Source organism: Legionella pneumophila subsp. fraseri (assembly GCF_000586315.1).
Taxonomy (GTDB): Bacteria; Pseudomonadota; Gammaproteobacteria; order Legionellales; family Legionellaceae; genus Legionella; species Legionella pneumophila_B.
Window position 1 is genome coordinate 1 of the sequence record NZ_JFIM01000026.1, and the last position, 19,139, is coordinate 19,139.

Below are 19,139 nucleotides of genomic sequence, written 5' to 3' on the forward strand. Positions count from 1 at the left end.
AATGCCTAACGGAATTAGTGATCAAGTCCTCCGGAATACGCAACCATTAATTTAAACTTGTCGTTTCTTATCCGTAAAACAATCATTTGTCATCCATAAGTTGACAAAAAACTCCCTTAAAATACTCTATAGAATTATATGCACTAGCACTTAGCTGTAGTAGATAAGCATTTTCATTATCCCACCAAAGAGCATCATGTGGCCCAAAACAATTATTAAAACTTGCAATATAAATATTGCTCGAAATCCAACTACTCTTCGAGTTTAGGACAGTTAAATTAAAATTACTATATCCACTAAATGAATTCATAGTAGGCAATCTAGAAAGTGCTGGTTTCTTTATTGGAAATGAAGCTTTATTGAAAACACGAAACCATGCAATTTGATTTTTCTTTCCATTCTGAGGAAACATGACAAGTTGAGTTTCTTCTATTTGATCTTTATTACCATAAATAATTTGACTATCCGGAATAAAGTCTAAGTTAAGATGGTTTAAATACCCTAGATTGTGATCCGATTTGCTTCCTCTAAGGATATTATGCAGCGGCCATCTTAAATTCCATAAACTTGAAGGTGGTTTATATTCATTTCTATTAATGCAAGCATTTTCTATGCAGTTGCTATAACGTGACCAATAGGATAGTTCAAAAAAATTCTTTTTTAAGATTTCATTTGTCGACGAAATTGGAGAAAATAATTTACAAAGATCTATAAGCTCTTCATCTTTCAAATTACCTTCAAGTAGACGTAGTTCAATATTAGTCCCATAGGAAAAAAAACTTAACGTTTTTGATTTTGAATAATCATAACCAATCCAACAAATATTCTCCTCGTTATAGACGTGAGGCCTCATTTCCCAAACCCAATGATCGTATAAAGCTGCTTGATCTAATGTTGATAAAGCACCAAAGTCATACAAAAATTGCTTGCATCTTAAGAGAGCATTTTTATATTTAACGAAAAAGTAATAAGAGGAAAAATGAGCAGAACACCAAGCAGACCACTTTTTAAATTGATAATGACTTGGTAGTTCATTATAAGGAACATCTTCTTCCCTAAGTATAAAGTTATATAAACTAACTCCATCAGTATTGGGTATCAAAATAACAAAATTTACTTTTTCTTGAGCCTGTGTAGGTAGGATATCGTGCACTAAATTCATTTTTAATTCCAAGTAGATTAAGATTGGGAGTTATCTATAATTTGGCGGGACTAAATTAATAATTATAAGATTGAATGTTCTTTTTCAGTTTCTTTCGCTTCATCTATTCTGTCATTACTCATAAAAAAACCAGTTATCGATGCCCTTACATGATTTCCTGCTGCATTTTCTACTTTTTTTATACAATGCAAAATATTATTTTTAAAAATAACCAACCTATTAGGTTTTGGTACGATATAATAGCCTATTCCATCGCCAACATAGTTATTCAACTCAGTGCTATTGAGATGGAACCCTACTTTTTTCTTCTTATTATTAATTAACGTCACTTCAGGGTATTCAAAATTTAGCTGGGGTGTAGGATTAATTAATAATTCAGCTCCCCAACTCATATCCCAGGCAGGATGGCAGTAATATACAAAGGCGCCTGAAATTTTGAATTTTCCGTCAGTATGCCAAGAAAGCCCCGAGCCTCTTGGGTAAAGGTAGGGTCTAGCATAGAAGAAATCCCAATCTCTATCTTTAAAACCTATTAAATGAGAAAACTCGACAGAGGTTGTAATTAGTTCCTGTATAAATAAATCAATTGTTGTATTTGTGGGGTAAATTTGCTCCGTAGTACAAGGATCAGGTCTAGGGTGAGAAATAGTAACACCACCCCATAAAGGGGAACCATCCTCAAGACTAAAAGCATTTACCCATCTAGAAGAATGAACAAACTTGAATTTTTCAGTTTGAATAAAATTCCAAATTTTTTCAAAAGCTGATAGCTCTAAGAAGTCATCAATTACTGCAAAAACATCATTGTTTAAAACTAATTTCATATCAATATAAAACCATCAAAGGAGATACTTATATCTCCACTGATTACCAAGGCATATATTCGTCCTTATCTTCATCGGCATCAATTCTATTAGAATAATATACTTTCATAACTTCTCCTTATTAATTACCTTGTATAACAGATTCCGATTATAGATTTATTATCTCATCAAGGCAATTAAGTTGAGGCGACATTTTTTACACTATGATCCATACAAAACCACAAAATGATTATTTCATAATTTGTTTGTATTGTAATCAAACAAAGTGTCAGTCTTTCACTAATTGGCAAAATAGCACTGCGTGCACACATGCTTAAGAATACAACTGGCGCTTCTTGTTCCTGGAAAGACCCAATTTATCCTCATTTGCTTAACGAGCCCGAGTTGGATATCTAAATTTCGAAAAGTGTAGCCAGAAGTGTAGCCAAGAATTTATATTAGGGGACGTGGGTTCGTTATAACTCTTACTGGGCTTGGTCGGGACGGAAGGATTTGAACCTTCGACCACTAGCACCCCATGCTAGTGCGCTACCAGGCTGCGCTACGCCCCGATTGGTTAGGCATGATATCTAAATAAGGCTAAAATAACAAGGGTTATGGTTTACTATCATGAGTGAAGTATAAGTTCCTGGCTTGTCTGAGTTTTATTTTCCTGCGATAGGCTCTACTTGATTTCTGGCATTTTTGGCCATGACTTTAGAACTTTCTGAAGTACCAGGGCATGATTTTGTTGAAGATCCTTTGCTGCATAAAATAAGGTGATTGGTGAGGTGTTTGCTAACGCCAAAATGTGTTCAATCAATTCGGGTTTTTCTTTTAACTCCTGAGCGTACCGCTTTGCAAACTCGGGCCAATGCTCACGGTCTTGATGAAACCATTTTCTCAGAGACGGGCTTGGGGCTATGTCTTTCAGCCACATATCCAAAGGAATACTGTCTTTTTTTATTCCCCGAGGCCATAATCGGTCTACAAGTATCCATAGCCCTTCTTTGTGTTCCGGTGGAGAGTACACTCTGGATAAGGTAATTTCGGGTGCCGTCATATTATGTCATCCGTATCATTGGAAAAATTTCAGGGCCATTTTGATCTCTTTGATTAACGTGAGTTATGGATAAGATAGGGCGTTATCTCCAATCGTTCGGGCTGAGGAAGCATTAATGCTGTCTCGAAGCCTTGTATGGAATTTAATGTTTCGTGCCAAGGCTTCGAGACGATGCTTATGCATCCCTCAGCCTGAACGGCTCCTGGATATCGACTGCTTCTTATATAATCCTTATCCATAACTCTCGTTAATTAAGAATAGCATGGAAGGAGGGGTTTTACCGCTCATCCTTACCTGAGAAGAATTATACCCAATCAGGTAATTTAGGGCCTCGGCTAATATCAAATGGATTTGGCAGGGATGATTTATATTCTTCACTTGCCGAATCTTTTTCCATTACCGCTCCCAATTTTTCCGGATGTTTTACTGATTGGTTTTGGTGTTGCAAAACTGGTGCGTTGCCGGGTAACAAATTTTTATCCATCAATTGTTGCACAAACAAATCATAATATTTAGGGCTGGGTATCTTTATCGTCAAACTATTACCCTCTCTGGCGAGCGTCATTGTTTCCAGAGGAAATTGTGGGTCTTTTATTGAATTTTTAAAAAGATTAAATTCCTGTTTAATCGTATCAAACAACTCATCCAGAGCCTTCTGTTCTTCATTGCTTAGCTCGCGTTTGCCCTGCAATACCAAGAAACCAAGCTCCATGTTCAGAGTCATATTGACTAAAGCAAGAGGGTCTTTAAATTCAAAAACAAAATCAGCATCCTCTGGTAAATGCCATAGGCCGCTATGCAATAGTAGTTGATCTATGCTTGGAACATTTGCAGGATCCTTTGGTGCGAGCAACTGATGATCATTACCCTCTAATTTGTCGTCAGAAGCGCTGTCTGATCCACCACCCCCAGAACCACCGCCATGACCACGACAAAAAGGTAACCCTAATGAACGACAAATACTACAGGGATTATTTTCAATTGCACGTACACGTTCATCTTTTTTCGTTTCTTCTCTTTTCTTTGCCAAAACCATTATTTTAAACCTTGGAATTACTAACAGACATATAATAATTTAAAATGAATGTTTCTCTTTGCGCCTTGGTGAATTTTGCAAAAAATTTACAATAAACTACACCTTGAACCTCGTTACGGAGATCAAGGCACATTTTTGGGATTAGGGTTCAAGGTAGGAGTATAGCGAGCTTCTCTTTGCTCTTCAATTTCATCATCTGTTCCATCTTGTCCTGTTGTTTCATATCCAGGAACACCATCACCGACTAAATCCACTTCATCACCACGGGTGAATTGATTATGATCCATATCATTATCTGACCCTTCCAACTTCATTTCCTCGGTTAAGATGTCTTTGGGATCCAGGACAGTGTCTGGTTCTGGTTCTAACTCAATCATATGGCTGCCCTTAAATATAATCTTCTCTATATTTAAGTGTAGCAGGGATAGAAAGATAAGAGCGGAACTTTGGCAAGGAGCGGTTTACAAGGTACAAAAAACAATCCGGTGATATAGAATTTTAAGGCAGACTAAATTGGGGCGTAAAGTCTCATTGCTCTTAAAGCAAAGAGACTGCTTTTGAAAAAATATAATTATTTTCTACAATAGGCTTTTTATTCTTTGTGCTTCCAATTTGGAATGAGATATCTGAATATAGCGATTACAACTATTCAATTCAGCGTATTGCAAAGAATAAATGGCATTATCCAGTTCTTGCTTTGCTGCAGAATAAACATCTTCTACAACCCAGTCCGCCGCTGTATCAATGTGTATTGAAGCAATAACCAATTTTTCCGCACAGGTTTTTTTAGCCTGGCTGGAAACCAAAGAGGCTACTGTTGAAGCCAAGTCATGACACTGTTGTAAAATGGTTTCTTTATTTTCTGATGAATTCGCATAACTGCTTAAAGTTAGAACGGACAAACAGGCTATCAAAGTTGCTTTTAACTTCATGTTAATCATATTAAACTCCTGTAATTGTTTGTATAAAACCGTTTTACATCGAATATCCATAAAATAACCCATGCCAAGACCATACCTTCCTAATTCAGCACCATAATCTGGCGAGCAATCGCTCAACTCTGAAATCAAAAAGGCTTAAGCGGTTCCTCTTTCCATAAGAAAAAGGAACTTGAACCGTAATCATTACGGATTAAGAATAGTTATCTTGTGGTATTCAGAACTAACTCGATAAAAGCAGAAAAATCCTTAACCAAAAGCATTAATTCCCGTTATATGTCTTCCCAAGACCAAAGTATGCACATTATCGGTACCTTCATAAGTGAAGACCGACTCCAGATTCAGCATATGCCGAATGACATGATACTCAAGACTAATTCCATTCCCGCCCATTAGATTCCTACATTTTCTCGCAATTTTCAATGCTTCACGGCAAGCATTCCCCTTAGCCAGAGAAATCATAGTGGGTGTCTCACGGTGCTGATCCTTTAAACGCCCAATCTGCAAATTAAGGCATTGTGCTTTAATAATTTCTGTATACATATCAGCCAAATCTTTTTGAATCAACTGAAACGAGGCCAAAGGTTTGGCAAATTGCTTGCGTTCTAACAAATAATCCCGCGCGATATCAAAGCACGCCATGGCAGCACCCATTGCGCCCCAAGCGATACCATAACGCGCCTGACTCAAGCAACTTAACGCAGCTCCAAGACCCTTTTCACTTTTCGGCAATAAATTCTCGTCTGGAACAAAAACATTATCAAAAACCAGCTCCCCTGTAATGGACGCTCGCAAAGACATTTTTAACTTAATTTCAGGACAACTCATGCCTTCAGATTTTGTATCGACAATAAAACCACGAATTCCTGCTTCTGTTTTTGCCCACACTATTGCTATGTCTGCGATAGGCGCATTGGTGATCCACATTTTAGCACCATTCAAAACCCAGCCACCCTCAACTTTTTTGGCATGAGTGCGCATACTGGCCGGATCAGACCCTGAGTCTGGCTCAGTTAATCCAAAACAACCTATAATATTCCCTGCGGCCATCTCTGGCAGGTAGCGTTTTTTTTGCTCTTCACTGCCAAATTTAAAAATAGGATACATACACAAAGAACTTTGCACAGAAACAAAACTGCGCAAACCGCTATCACCTCGCTCCAATTCCTGGCAGACTAAACCATAAGCAACATAAGAAGCTTCCGCACCACCGTATTCTGCAGGTAAAGTTAAGCCCAACAAACCCAGATCAGCAGATTTTTTTATCAACTCTTTTGGAAAATGGGCGTGCTCATAAGATTCAGCCATCAAAGGTATTACGTCATTGCTAACAAAACGAGATACACTATCTCGTATCATGCGCTCGTCATCATGTAATTGTTCATCAAGAAACAACAAGTCGTCCACTTTCCTTCTCCCTTTTATCTGACTGTAATGCGATTACCGCGTCTATAATATTTTCCTGACTTGGCAATAGATACTGCCAAGCAGTTCCTAATGGAATGAAGCAATCTTTGCCCGTAATCCGCTTGATTTTTAAACGTGGCGAAGCCTCTTCCATCAATAATGTCATTAATCCTTCACTAATTGAACCACTTTGTCTACCCTCATCGACAATTAAAATACGTTTTGCCTTGGCAATTTCTTTTAAAATGGCGTCTTTTGGCAAGGGGCTAAGCCAGCGCAAATCAACGATCTTTACAAAAATATTATGTACTTCTCGCAAAACCTTTTCCGCCTGGCGAGATAAATAATAGCCATTGGCATACGTTAGAATAACGGTATCACCCTCCCCGTATACCCCAACCTCTCCTTGAGGAATCATTTCATCAGGTGATGGGTATTCAAATAACCACCCATTATCTCCCGGGCTATACAGATCCTTGGTCATATACAAAGCAATGGGTTCTAAAAACACCACAACCCGTCCTTCCTCATAGGCAAGGCGCATACAAGTTCTCAGCATTTTTGCAGCATCCGGGCCATTCGAAGGACAAGCCACTATAACCCCTGGCAAATCGCGTAAAACGGCTATCGAATTATCGTTATGAAAATGACCGCCAAATCCCTTCTGATAAGCAAGAGAGGCGATTCGAAGTACCATAGGGTTTTGATATTGGCCACTTGAAAAAAAAGATAACGTGGATGCTTCTCCACGTAATTGATCTTCGGCATTATGCAGATAAGCTAAAAACTGAATCTCCGGAACAGGAATAAAACCATTATGCGCCAAACCAATAGCGGTACCTATAATGGTTGTTTCATCGAGAAGAGTATCAAAAACCCTGCGTTGTCCAAAACGAGCCTGTAAATCAGCAGTAACTCGATAAACTCCGCCTTTCTTTCCTACGTCTTCTCCAAAAATCAACATATTAGGATACTGCATCATCAGATCAGTCAAAGCGAAATTGATCTGCTGGCATAAATTACGTTTTAAGGCAAGTTGATTATAAGCTCCAGCAAATACTTGCGACCGTCTATTATCATCCGGCAATGGGTATTTTTGCTTTTTCTCAATGCGTGGAACAATAGAAGCCATTATTTCTTCAGCACAACTCATTCTCGGTTCTCTTATTGCCTCGAGCGCCTTGGCTTCAATTAAAGCTCGGTTGTCCTGATAAAGCTCAACCATTGCCTGTAAACTCATCCAACCCTCTCTGTACAAAATACCTGCGGTATGCAATAAAGGGTCCTGTGCTTCTCGTTGCTCAATTTCTTCCTGGGTATTGTATTGCGATTCAATATCAGAACCGGCATGGCCCAACAAACGGACACAACGCATGTGCAAGAACACAGGTTGTTTTTTTGCTCTTGCCAAATAGTCCGCTTCCTGCGCTTTGGCAAAAACATCCGCAATGTTTAATCCATCACACTCAATGTAATGTATTCCTGGACGAGAAGAAACGGATGACTTAATCCAACTGGATGGAGTAGGTACTGAAATGCCAATCCCATTATCTTCACAAATGAACACAATCGGTAGCGGATAATTTTGCTGGGTTATCCAAGAGCAAGCATTCAATGTGGCTTGACTCGTTGCATGGTTGGTTGAAGCATCACCAAAGGAACAAAGTATCACGGAATCAGGCGCCAGTTTACTTGGCAATCCTAACTCTCTCGCCCGGGTAATTGATAAAGCAGCACCTAAAGCTTTTGGTAAATGAGATGCGATAGTCGATGTTTGAGGCGGGATATTTAAAGGGACGCTGCCAAATACTTTATGTCTGCCTCCTGAGATAGGATCACTTGCCGCAGCCACTAATGACAATAAAATATCCTTTACTCCATCGATTCCAGGTAACTGCTTTGCCCGTTGCAAAAAAAAGGCACCGCTGCGATAGTGCAAAAACGCCATATCACTTGCTCTAAAAACCTGACCCAAGACCGCATTGCCTTCATGGCCACTACTTCCTATCGTATAAAAAGAGAGGCATTTTTCCTTTAATTGTCTTGCAATAATATCAAGAAGTCGGGATTTAATTTGTGAATCAAAAAATTCTATAGCAGTTTTCTTGTCCAACTCTGCTGTATCGGGGCTCATGCTGCTTCTTAATTGTGGGAAATCCCCTTGCAACACTCTTTTCAGAAATTGTTCATCCACTACACTTGCTCTATCTAACATCACCACACCCTGTTTAAATTGCGCAATGACCAGATGAATAAGGCTATTTCAATTACATTTTGTGTAATGATTACTCTTATATCCATGCCTGGTATCCTTTCCCAACGAACTATAAAGAAATTCATAATTCTGCCGATAATTAAGACGATGAGTATATACTTATTAGACAACTTACGAAACAGTCCAGCAGGGGACGACGATAAGAAAAAGCAGTCTAACTGATAATAAGGATGGTGTATGTCGGTCGAGATGAGCAAAACCTCCAGTGTCAGATTCCCTCCTGGGCAAGAAATCAAATTAGCAAAACCGGCGACAGAACTTTATGTAGGACAAATTCTGAAAACGGTTGTTGTCACAACACTGTCTAATGATCAGGTTCTTATCAATATCAATGGGCAAAATCTCAACGCAAAAGCATCTCATCATTTTACACCGGGAGAGTTATTTGAAGTAAAAGTCTTAGCGAACCACCCCGAAACCATCCTTGAAGTGCAACAAAAAACACCGCTTCCATCTCTATTACGAAATGCCTTACTTCAGTATTTACCAAAACAAGCACCAGCCACCAATCTTTTACAGACATTGGCTCAATTGATGACAGAAAATAATTTATCGGCTCCCATCAATCAGATTGTGAAAACAATTTTAGGCAATATCCCTGTGTTGACTCAATTACCTAATCAACTTATGCAAGCGATTAGTCAAAGCGGTGTGTTTTTAGAATCCAAATTATTAAAAAACAAAACCCCGCAAGAAATACAATCGGATTTTAAGGGGTTGTGTTTTAAACTATTACACAGTTTAGGCACAGATATTAAACTGCCAATACATCTGCCAAACGAGTTGGAATCTGGTTTTCCTCAACAAGCGCCCCTTCCTTTACCAGGAGCAATCCCTCAGCCACTGACTAAAGACACAATATTGAATCTTATTGGACTATCAACAGAGGCGGTACACCATATTTTACGTGAGCAAGTAACACAGGCATTAGCGCGAATCACAACAAATCAAATTAATTATTTATCGCAGGAGAATCAAGAAGCCTATCTAATCATGCTTGATTTTCCTTTAAAAACCCCCGATGGCATTGATGTAATCCCTATTATGATCAAACAACACAAGGCAGAACCTATGCAATTGTCCAAATGGTCAGTATCGTTTGCTTTGAATTTATCCCATTTAGGAAGCATACAAGCTACGGTATCCATTTACGCTAAAAACATTGATATCAAGGTTAATACTCAACAAGCTTCAACCCTGCAATTGCTCAACGATTACCATAAGGATTTGGAAGAAACGCTCTATGAATCGGGTCTTCACTTAAGAGAATGGAAGCTGCAAGTTGGGTTGGAAGAAAATCATATCGACGCCACAAACCTGCGTTTATTGGATATAAAAATATGAAAAGAAAGAAACCCGTCGCTGTTGCATTACGCTATGATGGCAATTCTCCTCCCAAAGTAACCGCTAAAGGAGAAGGTTTATTTGCTCAGCAAATTATCAATACAGCCAAAGAACATGGCATTCCTCTCGAACAAAATCCCGAATTAACAGCACTCTTATCCCAAGTTCGCCTCAATGAAGAAATACCCAAAGCGCTTTATATTGCCGTAGCCCAAATTTTGGCATTCCTTTATTACATCGATGGAAAAAAATCCAAAGAATAAATCCATCAAGGACTTACGATAAACCCCAATCTTTTTGTTAAAAAATGTTTTTAATTCGGTCATTTAGTCTATCTAAACTCCCTTATTAAAAACATTTTTTGCCTCGACCTTGGGGTTTATCGTAAGTCCTGTCCATATCAAGTGAATTTGCATTTTTTCCAGAACATGACTCAAAGACACCCATAAAACATTGGCAATATCTGAACAAATAATCTACAATTTGTTTAAGTTATGACGAGAGGTTTCGCTATGAAATGGATAATGCTGATCGTAATCACTTTAACAACCGCAGGTTGCTGCTGTACCACAGCAGAAGTAGTTGAATACCAGCAAGTTACAGTTGCCGCTCCAGTGGTTGAACCCGTCATTTTAGATGTTGATGATCCGGAGCCTTTGGATGTGACTACCACCACTATTGAATTTTACTAGGAAATTATCTGGCTTCACTTTTTTTGAGAATAGTACTAAATTCTATTTTTCAGTCCAGTCTTTAAGTGAAGCCCAACACACAATCATTCTATTCGGGCTAAATTTGTGTCAGAAAAAGCCTATTAATCTTATGTTAATGTTTGCCAGCTATAATAAAATAAACATTATGATATGGAATAAACCATGCCACGAATCACTGAAAATATAGAAACCTATGTCACCCATTTATTAAGTGATCTGGAACCAGTTCCCTCTCAAAATCAGCATCTTGCTTATGGTTATCCCGGCGAAAGGCGGGTATTCAAAGACCCGGTGCTGGATGGGAAACAAGTCGTGGTAGTGAGCAGTCAATACGATGAAAAGGGTAACGTTCTTACTGGACAACCTGATGTGATTCAAGAGGCGAATAATTATATAGACAATCTTGTAGCTGCGGCCAAATCTCTGATAGACAAAGATAAGAATGGTGAGAAAGATTTGAGAAAGAGCGCCATTGATGAAATTGCAAAAACTTTCAAAAAATCCATTTCAGAAACCATTCCTTCCGACAAAGCAAAAGCGGATTTGTTTTCAAGTAAAAAAAGTTCTGCCAATAAAGACTTTCTGGAACAGTTGGCCAAAGTCGAAGGCAGTTTACAGCAATTCACTCAGGCTGTGGCAAAAGCCTCAGGACATAAATTAAAAGCGCTGGATAAGGAAGGGCATAATATTCGCAGTCATAATCGCGATACCTTAATTCATCGCTTTAAAGCGCCTAATTCCAAAGAAGGCGAAGAACAATTTATTATGTACATACCTTGTGGAAGGTACACCAAACGCCAACAAAGACTAATGGGCAAGGATGAATCTGAAGTCAACAGGGATCATGATACTACAAGCCATAAACGCTCTGATCTGGTCCTGGGCAACAGCAGTATGGCGCGTATGATTGCAGGGACAAGGCATTCTGATGGCACCGTTACTATTCACCATGACAGCTTTTCTGGTCCTGGCGCACGCATGCCCTATTCTGATTTTAAGGGAGCTGATGACTATAAAAAGCTGGCTATCAAAGCAGTCACTTTAATCAACCAGGAAGAAGTCATCCAAACCCTGGCACAGCGTCAAATTGATCGTATGACCAATGAAGACCTTTGGAATAAAATCCCCAAAGAGTATCGCCCCGATGTGCTTCCTCCTGATGAGGAGAAAGCTCGAGCACAACTGATAAAGCTGTATGTAGAGCATAATCCGTTATCTGTCACGGAATGCTATACACAAGTTGTAACGGCTGGGCAAAGGGTAGCGGCTGAAAATCAAAAAGAGCAATTTGAATACGTACGGCAAATGATGGATGCTTTTGATGGCTCCAAAGCAAAAATCACCATTCAAACCAGTTCCAATACCGAAGTGGAAACAGAGGTTGGTTATCAAGCACGCATGAGTTCCTGGGGGGTGAATTGGTTTAGACAGGTTGGAGCACTCAATCCTCTCTCGGACAATAGTGTCACCAAAAATCAAAATGCCCGTTTTGTAAATCAAATGACTGATGACGTCATCACCAGTTTAGACAAAGTGGCTCAAAGCCTGACTGATTACGACAAAGCAGGTGCATTACAAGCGTTATTAAAAGGCCCTGACGTCAGCAATCTGAATCAACAAATCACCAGGAAAGAAAATGCCTTAAAAGAGGTGAAAGAAGCCTATCGAGAAGCATTATTCAGCTATTTCGAAGAATATCAGAAAGGCGAAGGGAAATGGGATCAAGCCAAACTGGATCAATTGAAAAATCAGGTTGAAGGTTACGAAAAAAGCATTAAAAAACAAGAATCAGCAATTTATGAACTGCATAATCAAATCGATGCCTTAAGAAAGGCTTATTACACCGAAAACAAAGAACAAATTAATAAGGCTTTACAAGAACTTAAAGAGCAAATAAGCCCTGTTATCCAGAATAAAGAAACAGATCCTGAGACCAAATCCAGACTGCAGCATTTTTACAATTCATGCGCTTACCTCATTCAAGCTCAAGAACTCTATTATGAAAACACTTGGCATCATGGCAAAAATAATTTCAAGCTGCAAACGTTAATGGCTTCTCTCGCCGGCGAGCTGGATTATGCTAATACGAAAGGGTGTAAGAGCAATAATGACCGTGGGCAACGATTGGCGCAAAAAAATCGTTGGTAACGCGTTATGGACAGCAATGAGTGAGGACGGGTTATACACTGGTGAATTTCTGGATCATCGAAGAACACATGGTAAAGAGGTCAGTAAAGTAGAGCAACTTGATCGGGAGCTTACTACTATCCAGGCTCTTCATCATACTGCCAATACGGGTGTTTCCGGCGGAAAGTTTGAAATTCAAGATAAAGCCAATTTCGCTGATAATGGCCTTTTCGGCAAGATCGCTAATTTTGCCAAAGTAAAAGAAATGGGACCAGAAAACGCTTTTACAAAAAATCTGGGCACAAAAATTAAAGCAGGTCTTGGGCTTGGGTTGCTAGCGGCCGGTGGATTAGTCGCTCTTACTTTGCTATTCCCCCCGGCAGGTTTGGCTGTGGCGGCATTGGGAATTGGTGTGGCCGCAGGTGCTGCCATTGTTGCTGGCGTTACTTTTGCGGCCACTTATCTATTTGGTACTGCCATTGATGCCATTAATAACAAGATAGAAGAAGGAAAGATTAAGTCGATTGTCCGCGAAGGTATGAAAGCAGCATCAGAAAATTCACAAGAACACAAAACCGAACTAAAGGATAATTTAACAGTGAATGCCAAACTCCATCAACAATTAGGAGTAACGCGAGAATCCGTATTGGAAAGAAAATCTACTCCAAAACAGGAAATTGAAAAACCAAAAGATATGACTTCAAAAGTTGACTTAACAACAGAGGTGGTAGATGATAAGCAAAGCGAACACTCCCCCACTCCAGTAAACTTCTAAGGGTTATTAATTTAACAATCCAATAATGAAAAAAATAAGCTCCTATCTACTTCTTTATCTTATGAGCTCAGCCAGTTTTTCTCTTCCCAAAGGCTTTGTTTATTTACACGATGTAGCGCCTGATATCATTGAAGACATGAGATATGCTACCAATAACAATTTCATAGGAAATCCTATCCCAGGTTACAAACGCGGGGTATGCATAGTCACCAGACAAACCGCTCAACAATTAAAAAAAGCGGAAGAATACATCAAAACCAAAGGGTATACGCTTAAAGTATATGATTGCTACAGACCACAAAAAGCTGTTGATTATTTTTATAAGTGGAGCCGCAATGCCAAAGACAAGCGCATGAAACCTGAATTTTATCCTCGTGAAATGAAACAGGATTTGTTTAACCGAGGTTATATTGCTCTAACCTCTGGCCACACGCGAGGCAGTACCCTTGACTTAACTCTGGTGAAACTAACTGCCTCTCAAGAAAAAAAATCTAATCATCCTTTAACACGTTGCTACGATAAAAAGCCAGATTATCTTGATGACGATTCGATCGATACAGGAACTCGTTTTGATTGTCTGGATGTGTCAGCCAACATTGATTATTCCAAGTTGAGTAAAAACCAGAAAGCCAATCGCGAATTACTACAAAAGCTCATGAAACGCTTTGGTTTTAGACCTTATTACTATGAATGGTGGCATTTCACCCTGAAAAATGAACCTTATCCAGACACCTATTTCAATTTTCCAGTCGAATAAATTGTTAATATCAGAATTAACTTTGATACACCTATTCATGTCCTGGATGAGACAGCTAAGTCCAGCCCTTGAAAGACAATTAAAACCCATCATGGCCTTATTTTTTCTTTAATGATCGCATTAAATATATATTGAATATTATTTACTCATAGGTTATTCTTGCCAGCCATTTTAAGTCCATATCACTAACGGAGAATGATAGATGCGTGTTGCAAAATTACTTTTATTGACTTTGGCATTGAGCGGCAATTTATTTGCTCAAGATATCAAAGTAGTAGGAACATTAAACCAGACATTAAAAGCACCGCAAAATAAAACACTCAATACAAAACCCGCCATACAACAAATCAAACTGCTTAAAATGCAATTGTCAAATTCTGCTATCAAGGCACTTGCGAGAAAAACAGACATTACACTCAAAAAACCAAATACCATAGCCACATCGACAGCTCTCCCACCCAAAGTAGAATTAGGTATGAATAATGTGCCTGTTCTGAACCAGGGAAGCTTTGGAACTTGCGTCACGTTTGCAACGACTGCGGCCTTAGATGCTGCTTTAAACAAAGGTGACTACATCAGTCAATTGTGCCAATTACAACTCGGACTGTATCTGGAGAAAAACGGGCATGCACCAAGTGGATGGGATGGCTCATTGGGGCGTATAGTCTTAAGTCAAATGGAAAATTTTGGGATAGTCAGCAAAGAAAAACAAAAAACCATGGGATGTGGTGGGTTAACTGAATACCCAGACAACGAGCAACCGACCCCTGATCATGCCATGTCGCTTGAGCAATTCCATGAAATGAGTGAAGATCCTGAGACTAATCCTGTTATTTACACGCCGATCCTGGATGTTTATCAAGCTGTATTAGACAGAACAGACACCAACAAAACGATTAATGACATAAAAACCGCCTTAAATCAAAAAGATCGGGTTACTTTTGCTGTATTATTGCTGGATTTTGATTTGGGTGTTATGGGTGCTGTGGGAACGAATAAAACACAATTCGATACCTGGGTACTGACCCCTGAAATTGCTCGTGATATTTATCTTCGCCCATTTTTTGGCGGTCATGAAATGATTATCACTGGATACGATGACAATGCCATCGCTGTTGATGACAATGGTCGGGAACACAAAGGATTGTTTACTTTACGTAACTCATGGGGTGAGCAATTTGGAGACAAGGGTAATTTCTACATGTCCTATGATTACTTCAAGGTTTTAACCATTGAAGCACAACGTATCCGTGCTCTTGCTGATAATGAATCAGAAGAAGAGTCAATGACAGCCTGAACAAATCACCATCATAAAATAAATATGATCGGTTAAACTAAACTCCCCTCATCCTGGTTCACTTTGCAAGTGGACTAGATGAGAGGATTCCTAACAACCACAGCCAAACCTGATTCACCTACAGAACTTACGAAAAACCCCCATCTCTTTGTTAAAAAATGTTTTTAATTCGGTCATTTAGTTTATCTAAACTCCCTCATTAAAAACATTTTTTGCCTCGACCTTGGGGTTTTTCGTAAGTCCTGACCTATTTTAAGTCATCTGGAATAAGAAATTTCCCCGGAAGAACCGCATGAAATATATTATTTAAAAATCATTTTGTGTATAATATGATCATTTCATTTTTCTTACAAACATCATGACCCAAAAACCAACTAAAATCACACACCTTGTAGTATTAGGAGATAGTTTATCCGATAGAGGAACACTTAATAAACGGGAACTGCTGGGCTTTATCCCCATGAGTTATTTAAGTGGATTAAGAAGCAAATCTCCAAAAGGTCGATTCACTAATGGTTTTCTTTGGGGAGACTACGTCGGCGCGACTACAGCGGAACAATTTGAGATTGAACATATCCGAAGAAAATTAAGATTGCATAATAATGCAAGAGACAATGCGGATATAGGCGATGAATTACTCATCAACGATAAAGCACGAAGAGAAAATGAAAACTCTTTTAGCTTAAATGAAGACAATCATATTCTGTTTAAAGGGGAAAGATTTGCCCGCTTCTATTGCGAAGGTGGATTAACTTCTCATGACTACTCTTGTAGCTTTACCTTTAACCTGGTCCTGTTTTTTACAAGATTGATTCTCGCTACTTTGGGAGGAAAACGGACTCAATTATTGGCTGATGATAAAAAATACAATATTTCCAATCTTGAAAAATCTGAAACATTAGTTGTGGAGTGGTCAGGCGCGAACGACTTGATCACCGCTAATGACAAGCCTTCTCGTGCGGCTGCAGAGAAAGCCGTTAACGACCGAATGCAAAATATTGAAGCGCTTATTCATAATGGGTACAGGAATTTTGTTTTATTCAATTTGCCCAATCTCTCATTAACTCCAAGATTTCAAAGAAAAAATGCAGAAGAACAACGTAATGCATCAGATTGCTCTGAATATTTTAATCAGCAACTGCAGGCGAAATCTCTTGAGTTAATCAACAAATACAAAGAATTGGGAATTCCTGTCAATCTCTCCGTCTTTGATGTTGATGGGCAATTTAAGGAAGTTTACAGTAATCCCGAACAATATGGCTTTGATAGAGACAAGTTAAAATCACCCTACGTTGAATCGGATCTTTTTAAAGAAAATCAGAAAAACCCTGTCGATCAAAAAGAACATATTTCACCAGCCAAAGGATATATGTTTTGGGATGATGTTCACCCGACTGCAACAATGCATGACTGGTTAGCTGAGCGTTTCAAAGAGAAATACTATGATAAAGTTTTTCGATTTGAACCACCGCTTCAGGCAAAGCATAGGCACAAAGAAACTGCTGATGCTCTGGCAAAAACAACAGACTCCATGGTCAAAACCGATAAACCGGTAAAGAAGCTTCCGGAAGATATTGTATTGCTGTTGAATGCTATCCATTCAAGAGCACAATTGATGTGTCAATCCACTGATGCTCAACGACGTGAAAAAGGTGAATTATTAAAGCATTTTATTTTTGAAATAAAATGCCAACATGGAAACCTAGAAAACATCTATGGGTTAATCTCTGCATTTACCTTAAACCCTGACCATTCAAAAATAATAAAAACTCACCAAAATCCAATAATTGATTTCTTTAGAAACAAGGCGACGACAAGAAGCGAGGATGATATTGCTGCCTTACAAAAAGCAGTAGCAGCGTATTTACAACCTGAAGACAGCAAGGAACATCTCGTTAAACTTACCTGATAAAAGAAATCCTAACTTAATTGATCTGGTAAGTTTTAATGCATCCCTGATAGGGAACACGAGTACTTTTCACCCCATAAAATAGTCCTGCTTCCAAATTATTACACACTTGCTCTGGGCTTAAGGTGTCCAGGCACTGGGGTATTGTCTTATTTTGACAATTTGGAAAAATGGCGTCAGGAGTATTCATGGCTTGATAATACTCATTACCCCACTCATACAAATCGGACGTATAATAAGTAGTAAAATTGCTGACTCTCATTTGCTTGTCTAAATCAAAAATTTTCATTCCGGGATTGTTGTGATGCGCCCTACTAATTCCGGGAGTTGAAAACGCATAAATAGTTGAGCCATCGGATAATTGGATTTTCCTGAATTCCTCCATATGAGAGTGTGAGAACAGTATGGTGATTTGATCATAGGATCGATGATATTTGTCTAATAACGTCAAAAATCTATCCAGATAAATGTCATGCCAAAACCGATTGCCATTATAGGCTGTACCAGGAGGAACATGCATCGCCAACAACAATTGCTTTGCACGATGATTTTTTAATTGTTGCTCAAGCCAAAATAATTGTACAAAGGCATCCCTTTGTTGGTTAGGATACTTTGGTAAAAAAACAGGAGTTTTGGTCCATTGAACTGAATTAAGTGCTATTAAAATAATATCTTTATTATCAGGGATGACATAACTGGAGTAATACCCATCCTTGTACATATGAGTATCATCTATAATTAATCCATCACAATGAGCGCAAGCACCAGCCCAATCCGAAGCCAAATTGAGCGGTGATTTATTGTCTGAAGAAAAGGGCTGATAATTACCAAGCAAGGAATCGTTATTCCCTGTAATATAAAACATTGGCTTTTGATCCGGATTGGCTTCATACAAACCATGAAATACAACTTGTTCATACTCTTCTTTTTTAGATGTTGAAAATAACGAGTGGGTAGGCAGATCGCCTAAATGCAGAATAAAGTCTACCTTTTGAGACAACTCCTCAAATCGTTTGAAGGTGACATCCAAAAACTCCTTTCCAGTATCCTGCCCATCCTTTGCTATATTTTCTGCACCATAATGAATATCAGAGATCGTTAGAAACTTTGGCGCAGAAAAGGCTAAAGAAACCAAGCCTGTTAACAAAAGAACGACCCGAATAATAAAATTCAATTAATACTCCAAATCAATTTATTATGATAATAATCAGTTCTCAATTATAGCTCTTTTACAATCACTTTGAATACGGCACAACCCAAATGCAGAAAAAATATTCCATTTGACGAGTTATATCGATAAGGATTACATAAGAACCAGTCGAGATCCAGGGTACGTTCGGGCTGATGAGATGCATAAGCATCGCCTCGAAGCCTTGGCACGAAATATTAAATCCCATACAAGGCTTCGAGACGGCATAAATGCCTCCTCAGCCCAAACGGTTCGAGATAACAACTGACCTTATCATAACTTCACGTCATTTAAATCGTGTTTTGGGCAGAACAGCACATTCAAAACCCAATCCCTGATGATGC

General features: G+C 38.8%; 16 protein-coding genes, 1 tRNA gene and 1 pseudogene. 7 read left to right on the forward strand and 11 right to left on the reverse strand.

What is annotated here, in order from left to right; genetic code table 11:
* Nucleotides 1–82: 82 nt before the first annotated feature.
* From CC34_RS0107095 to CC34_RS0107135, 9 genes are all read right to left on the reverse strand, one after another.
* Nucleotides 83–1,162 carry a hypothetical protein gene (locus tag CC34_RS0107095; protein ID WP_028379312.1) on the reverse strand — a complete coding sequence of 360 codons (1,080 nt, stop codon included), beginning with the start codon at nt 1,160–1,162 and terminating at the stop codon, nt 83–85.
* 62 nt (nt 1,163–1,224) lie between these two features.
* Entirely contained in the window at nt 1,225–1,986 is a 762-nt protein-coding gene (locus CC34_RS0107100; protein ID WP_028379313.1) for a 2OG-Fe(II) oxygenase, read from the reverse strand.
* Between the two features lie 474 nt (nt 1,987–2,460).
* Nucleotides 2,461–2,537 (reverse strand) — tRNA-Pro (locus CC34_RS0107105).
* Nucleotides 2,538–2,650: 113 nt separating this feature from the next.
* Entirely contained in the window at nt 2,651–3,028 is a 378-nt protein-coding gene (locus CC34_RS0107110) for a DUF488 domain-containing protein (RefSeq protein WP_028379314.1), read from the reverse strand.
* Between the two features lie 304 nt (nt 3,029–3,332).
* Complete coding sequence (locus CC34_RS0107115) at nt 3,333–4,091, reverse strand: hypothetical protein (protein WP_080274146.1); 759 nt, start codon at nt 4,089–4,091, stop codon at nt 3,333–3,335.
* Between the two features lie 95 nt (nt 4,092–4,186).
* Entirely contained in the window at nt 4,187–4,441 is a 255-nt protein-coding gene (locus tag CC34_RS0107120; RefSeq protein ID WP_010948278.1) for a hypothetical protein, read from the reverse strand.
* Nucleotides 4,442–4,642: 201 nt separating this feature from the next.
* Nucleotides 4,643–5,056, reverse strand: coding sequence for a hypothetical protein (locus CC34_RS0107125; RefSeq protein WP_050598203.1), 414 nt, complete (start codon nt 5,054–5,056; stop codon nt 4,643–4,645).
* Nucleotides 5,057–5,251: 195 nt separating this feature from the next.
* On the reverse strand, nt 5,252–6,409 hold the full coding sequence (locus CC34_RS0107130; RefSeq protein ID WP_027229135.1) for an acyl-CoA dehydrogenase family protein: 1,158 nt from the start codon (nt 6,407–6,409) through the stop codon (nt 5,252–5,254).
* Nucleotides 6,387–8,624 (reverse strand): dehydrogenase E1 component subunit alpha/beta, encoded by a 2,238-nt coding sequence (locus CC34_RS0107135; protein WP_028379317.1) that lies wholly within the window; start codon nt 8,622–8,624, stop codon nt 6,387–6,389. The genes CC34_RS0107130 and CC34_RS0107135 overlap by 23 nt, the downstream gene beginning before the upstream one ends.
* A 237-nt stretch (nt 8,625–8,861) precedes the next feature.
* Between CC34_RS0107135 and fliK the strand changes: the two genes are divergently transcribed.
* The 7 genes and pseudogenes from fliK to plaD all read left to right on the forward strand — a co-directional run bounded on the left by fliK (nt 8,862) and on the right by plaD (nt 17,606).
* On the forward strand, nt 8,862–10,028 hold the full coding sequence (gene fliK, locus CC34_RS0107140) for a flagellar hook-length control protein FliK (RefSeq protein WP_028379318.1): 1,167 nt from the start codon (nt 8,862–8,864) through the stop codon (nt 10,026–10,028).
* Complete coding sequence (locus tag CC34_RS0107145) at nt 10,025–10,291, forward strand: EscU/YscU/HrcU family type III secretion system export apparatus switch protein (protein WP_027229132.1); 267 nt, start codon at nt 10,025–10,027, stop codon at nt 10,289–10,291. The genes fliK and CC34_RS0107145 overlap by 4 nt, the downstream gene beginning before the upstream one ends.
* A gap of 249 nt (nt 10,292–10,540) precedes the next feature.
* Nucleotides 10,541–10,720 carry a hypothetical protein gene (locus tag CC34_RS0107150; RefSeq protein ID WP_027229131.1) on the forward strand — a complete coding sequence of 60 codons (180 nt, stop codon included), beginning with the start codon at nt 10,541–10,543 and terminating at the stop codon, nt 10,718–10,720.
* A 183-nt stretch (nt 10,721–10,903) separates the two neighbouring features.
* Nucleotides 10,904–13,643 (forward strand): annotated as a pseudogene (gene sidF, locus CC34_RS01000000116225) (Dot/Icm T4SS effector PI phosphatase SidF).
* Between the two features lie 25 nt (nt 13,644–13,668).
* Nucleotides 13,669–14,400 carry a M15 family metallopeptidase gene (locus tag CC34_RS0107160; protein WP_027229129.1) on the forward strand — a complete coding sequence of 244 codons (732 nt, stop codon included), beginning with the start codon at nt 13,669–13,671 and terminating at the stop codon, nt 14,398–14,400.
* 202 nt (nt 14,401–14,602) lie between these two features.
* Nucleotides 14,603–15,697, forward strand: a complete 1,095-nt coding sequence (locus tag CC34_RS0107165) for a C1 family peptidase (RefSeq protein WP_027229128.1) — start codon at nt 14,603–14,605, stop codon at nt 15,695–15,697.
* A gap of 358 nt (nt 15,698–16,055) precedes the next feature.
* Complete coding sequence (gene plaD, locus CC34_RS0107170; protein ID WP_028379319.1) at nt 16,056–17,606, forward strand: GDSL family phospholipase PlaD; 1,551 nt, start codon at nt 16,056–16,058, stop codon at nt 17,604–17,606.
* Nucleotides 17,607–17,622: 16 nt separating this feature from the next.
* Here plaD and legS1 read toward each other — a convergent pair whose 3' ends face one another.
* Both legS1 and CC34_RS1000000117385 read right to left on the reverse strand, forming a co-directional pair.
* On the reverse strand, nt 17,623–18,780 hold the full coding sequence (gene legS1 / locus CC34_RS0107175) for a Dot/Icm T4SS effector LegS1 (protein ID WP_027229126.1): 1,158 nt from the start codon (nt 18,778–18,780) through the stop codon (nt 17,623–17,625).
* A gap of 44 nt (nt 18,781–18,824) precedes the next feature.
* Entirely contained in the window at nt 18,825–18,986 is a 162-nt protein-coding gene (locus CC34_RS1000000117385) for a hypothetical protein (RefSeq protein ID WP_161499100.1), read from the reverse strand.
* Between the last annotated feature and the right edge of the window lie 153 nt (nt 18,987–19,139).

What these genes read in the sequence shown, in the direction of transcription:
- CC34_RS0107165 (WP_027229128.1), top strand. Translation starts at nt 14,603, where the DNA reads ATGCGTGTTGCAAAATTACTTTTATTGACTTTGGCATTGAGCGGCAAT.
- fliK (WP_028379318.1), top strand. Translation starts at nt 8,862, where the DNA reads ATGTCGGTCGAGATGAGCAAAACCTCCAGTGTCAGATTCCCTCCTGGG.
- CC34_RS0107135 (WP_028379317.1), bottom strand. Translation starts at nt 8,624, where the DNA reads ATGTTAGATAGAGCAAGTGTAGTGGATGAACAATTTCTGAAAAGAGTG.
- CC34_RS0107145 (WP_027229132.1), top strand. Translation starts at nt 10,025, where the DNA reads ATGAAAAGAAAGAAACCCGTCGCTGTTGCATTACGCTATGATGGCAAT.
- plaD (WP_028379319.1), top strand. Translation starts at nt 16,056, where the DNA reads ATGACCCAAAAACCAACTAAAATCACACACCTTGTAGTATTAGGAGAT.
- CC34_RS0107160 (WP_027229129.1), top strand. Translation starts at nt 13,669, where the DNA reads ATGAAAAAAATAAGCTCCTATCTACTTCTTTATCTTATGAGCTCAGCC.
- CC34_RS0107125 (WP_050598203.1), bottom strand. Translation starts at nt 5,056, where the DNA reads ATGGATATTCGATGTAAAACGGTTTTATACAAACAATTACAGGAGTTT.
- CC34_RS0107110 (WP_028379314.1), bottom strand. Translation starts at nt 3,028, where the DNA reads ATGACGGCACCCGAAATTACCTTATCCAGAGTGTACTCTCCACCGGAA.
- CC34_RS0107100 (WP_028379313.1), bottom strand. Translation starts at nt 1,986, where the DNA reads ATGAAATTAGTTTTAAACAATGATGTTTTTGCAGTAATTGATGACTTC.
- CC34_RS0107120 (WP_010948278.1), bottom strand. Translation starts at nt 4,441, where the DNA reads ATGATTGAGTTAGAACCAGAACCAGACACTGTCCTGGATCCCAAAGAC.
- CC34_RS0107150 (WP_027229131.1), top strand. Translation starts at nt 10,541, where the DNA reads ATGAAATGGATAATGCTGATCGTAATCACTTTAACAACCGCAGGTTGC.
- CC34_RS0107095 (WP_028379312.1), bottom strand. Translation starts at nt 1,162, where the DNA reads ATGAATTTAGTGCACGATATCCTACCTACACAGGCTCAAGAAAAAGTA.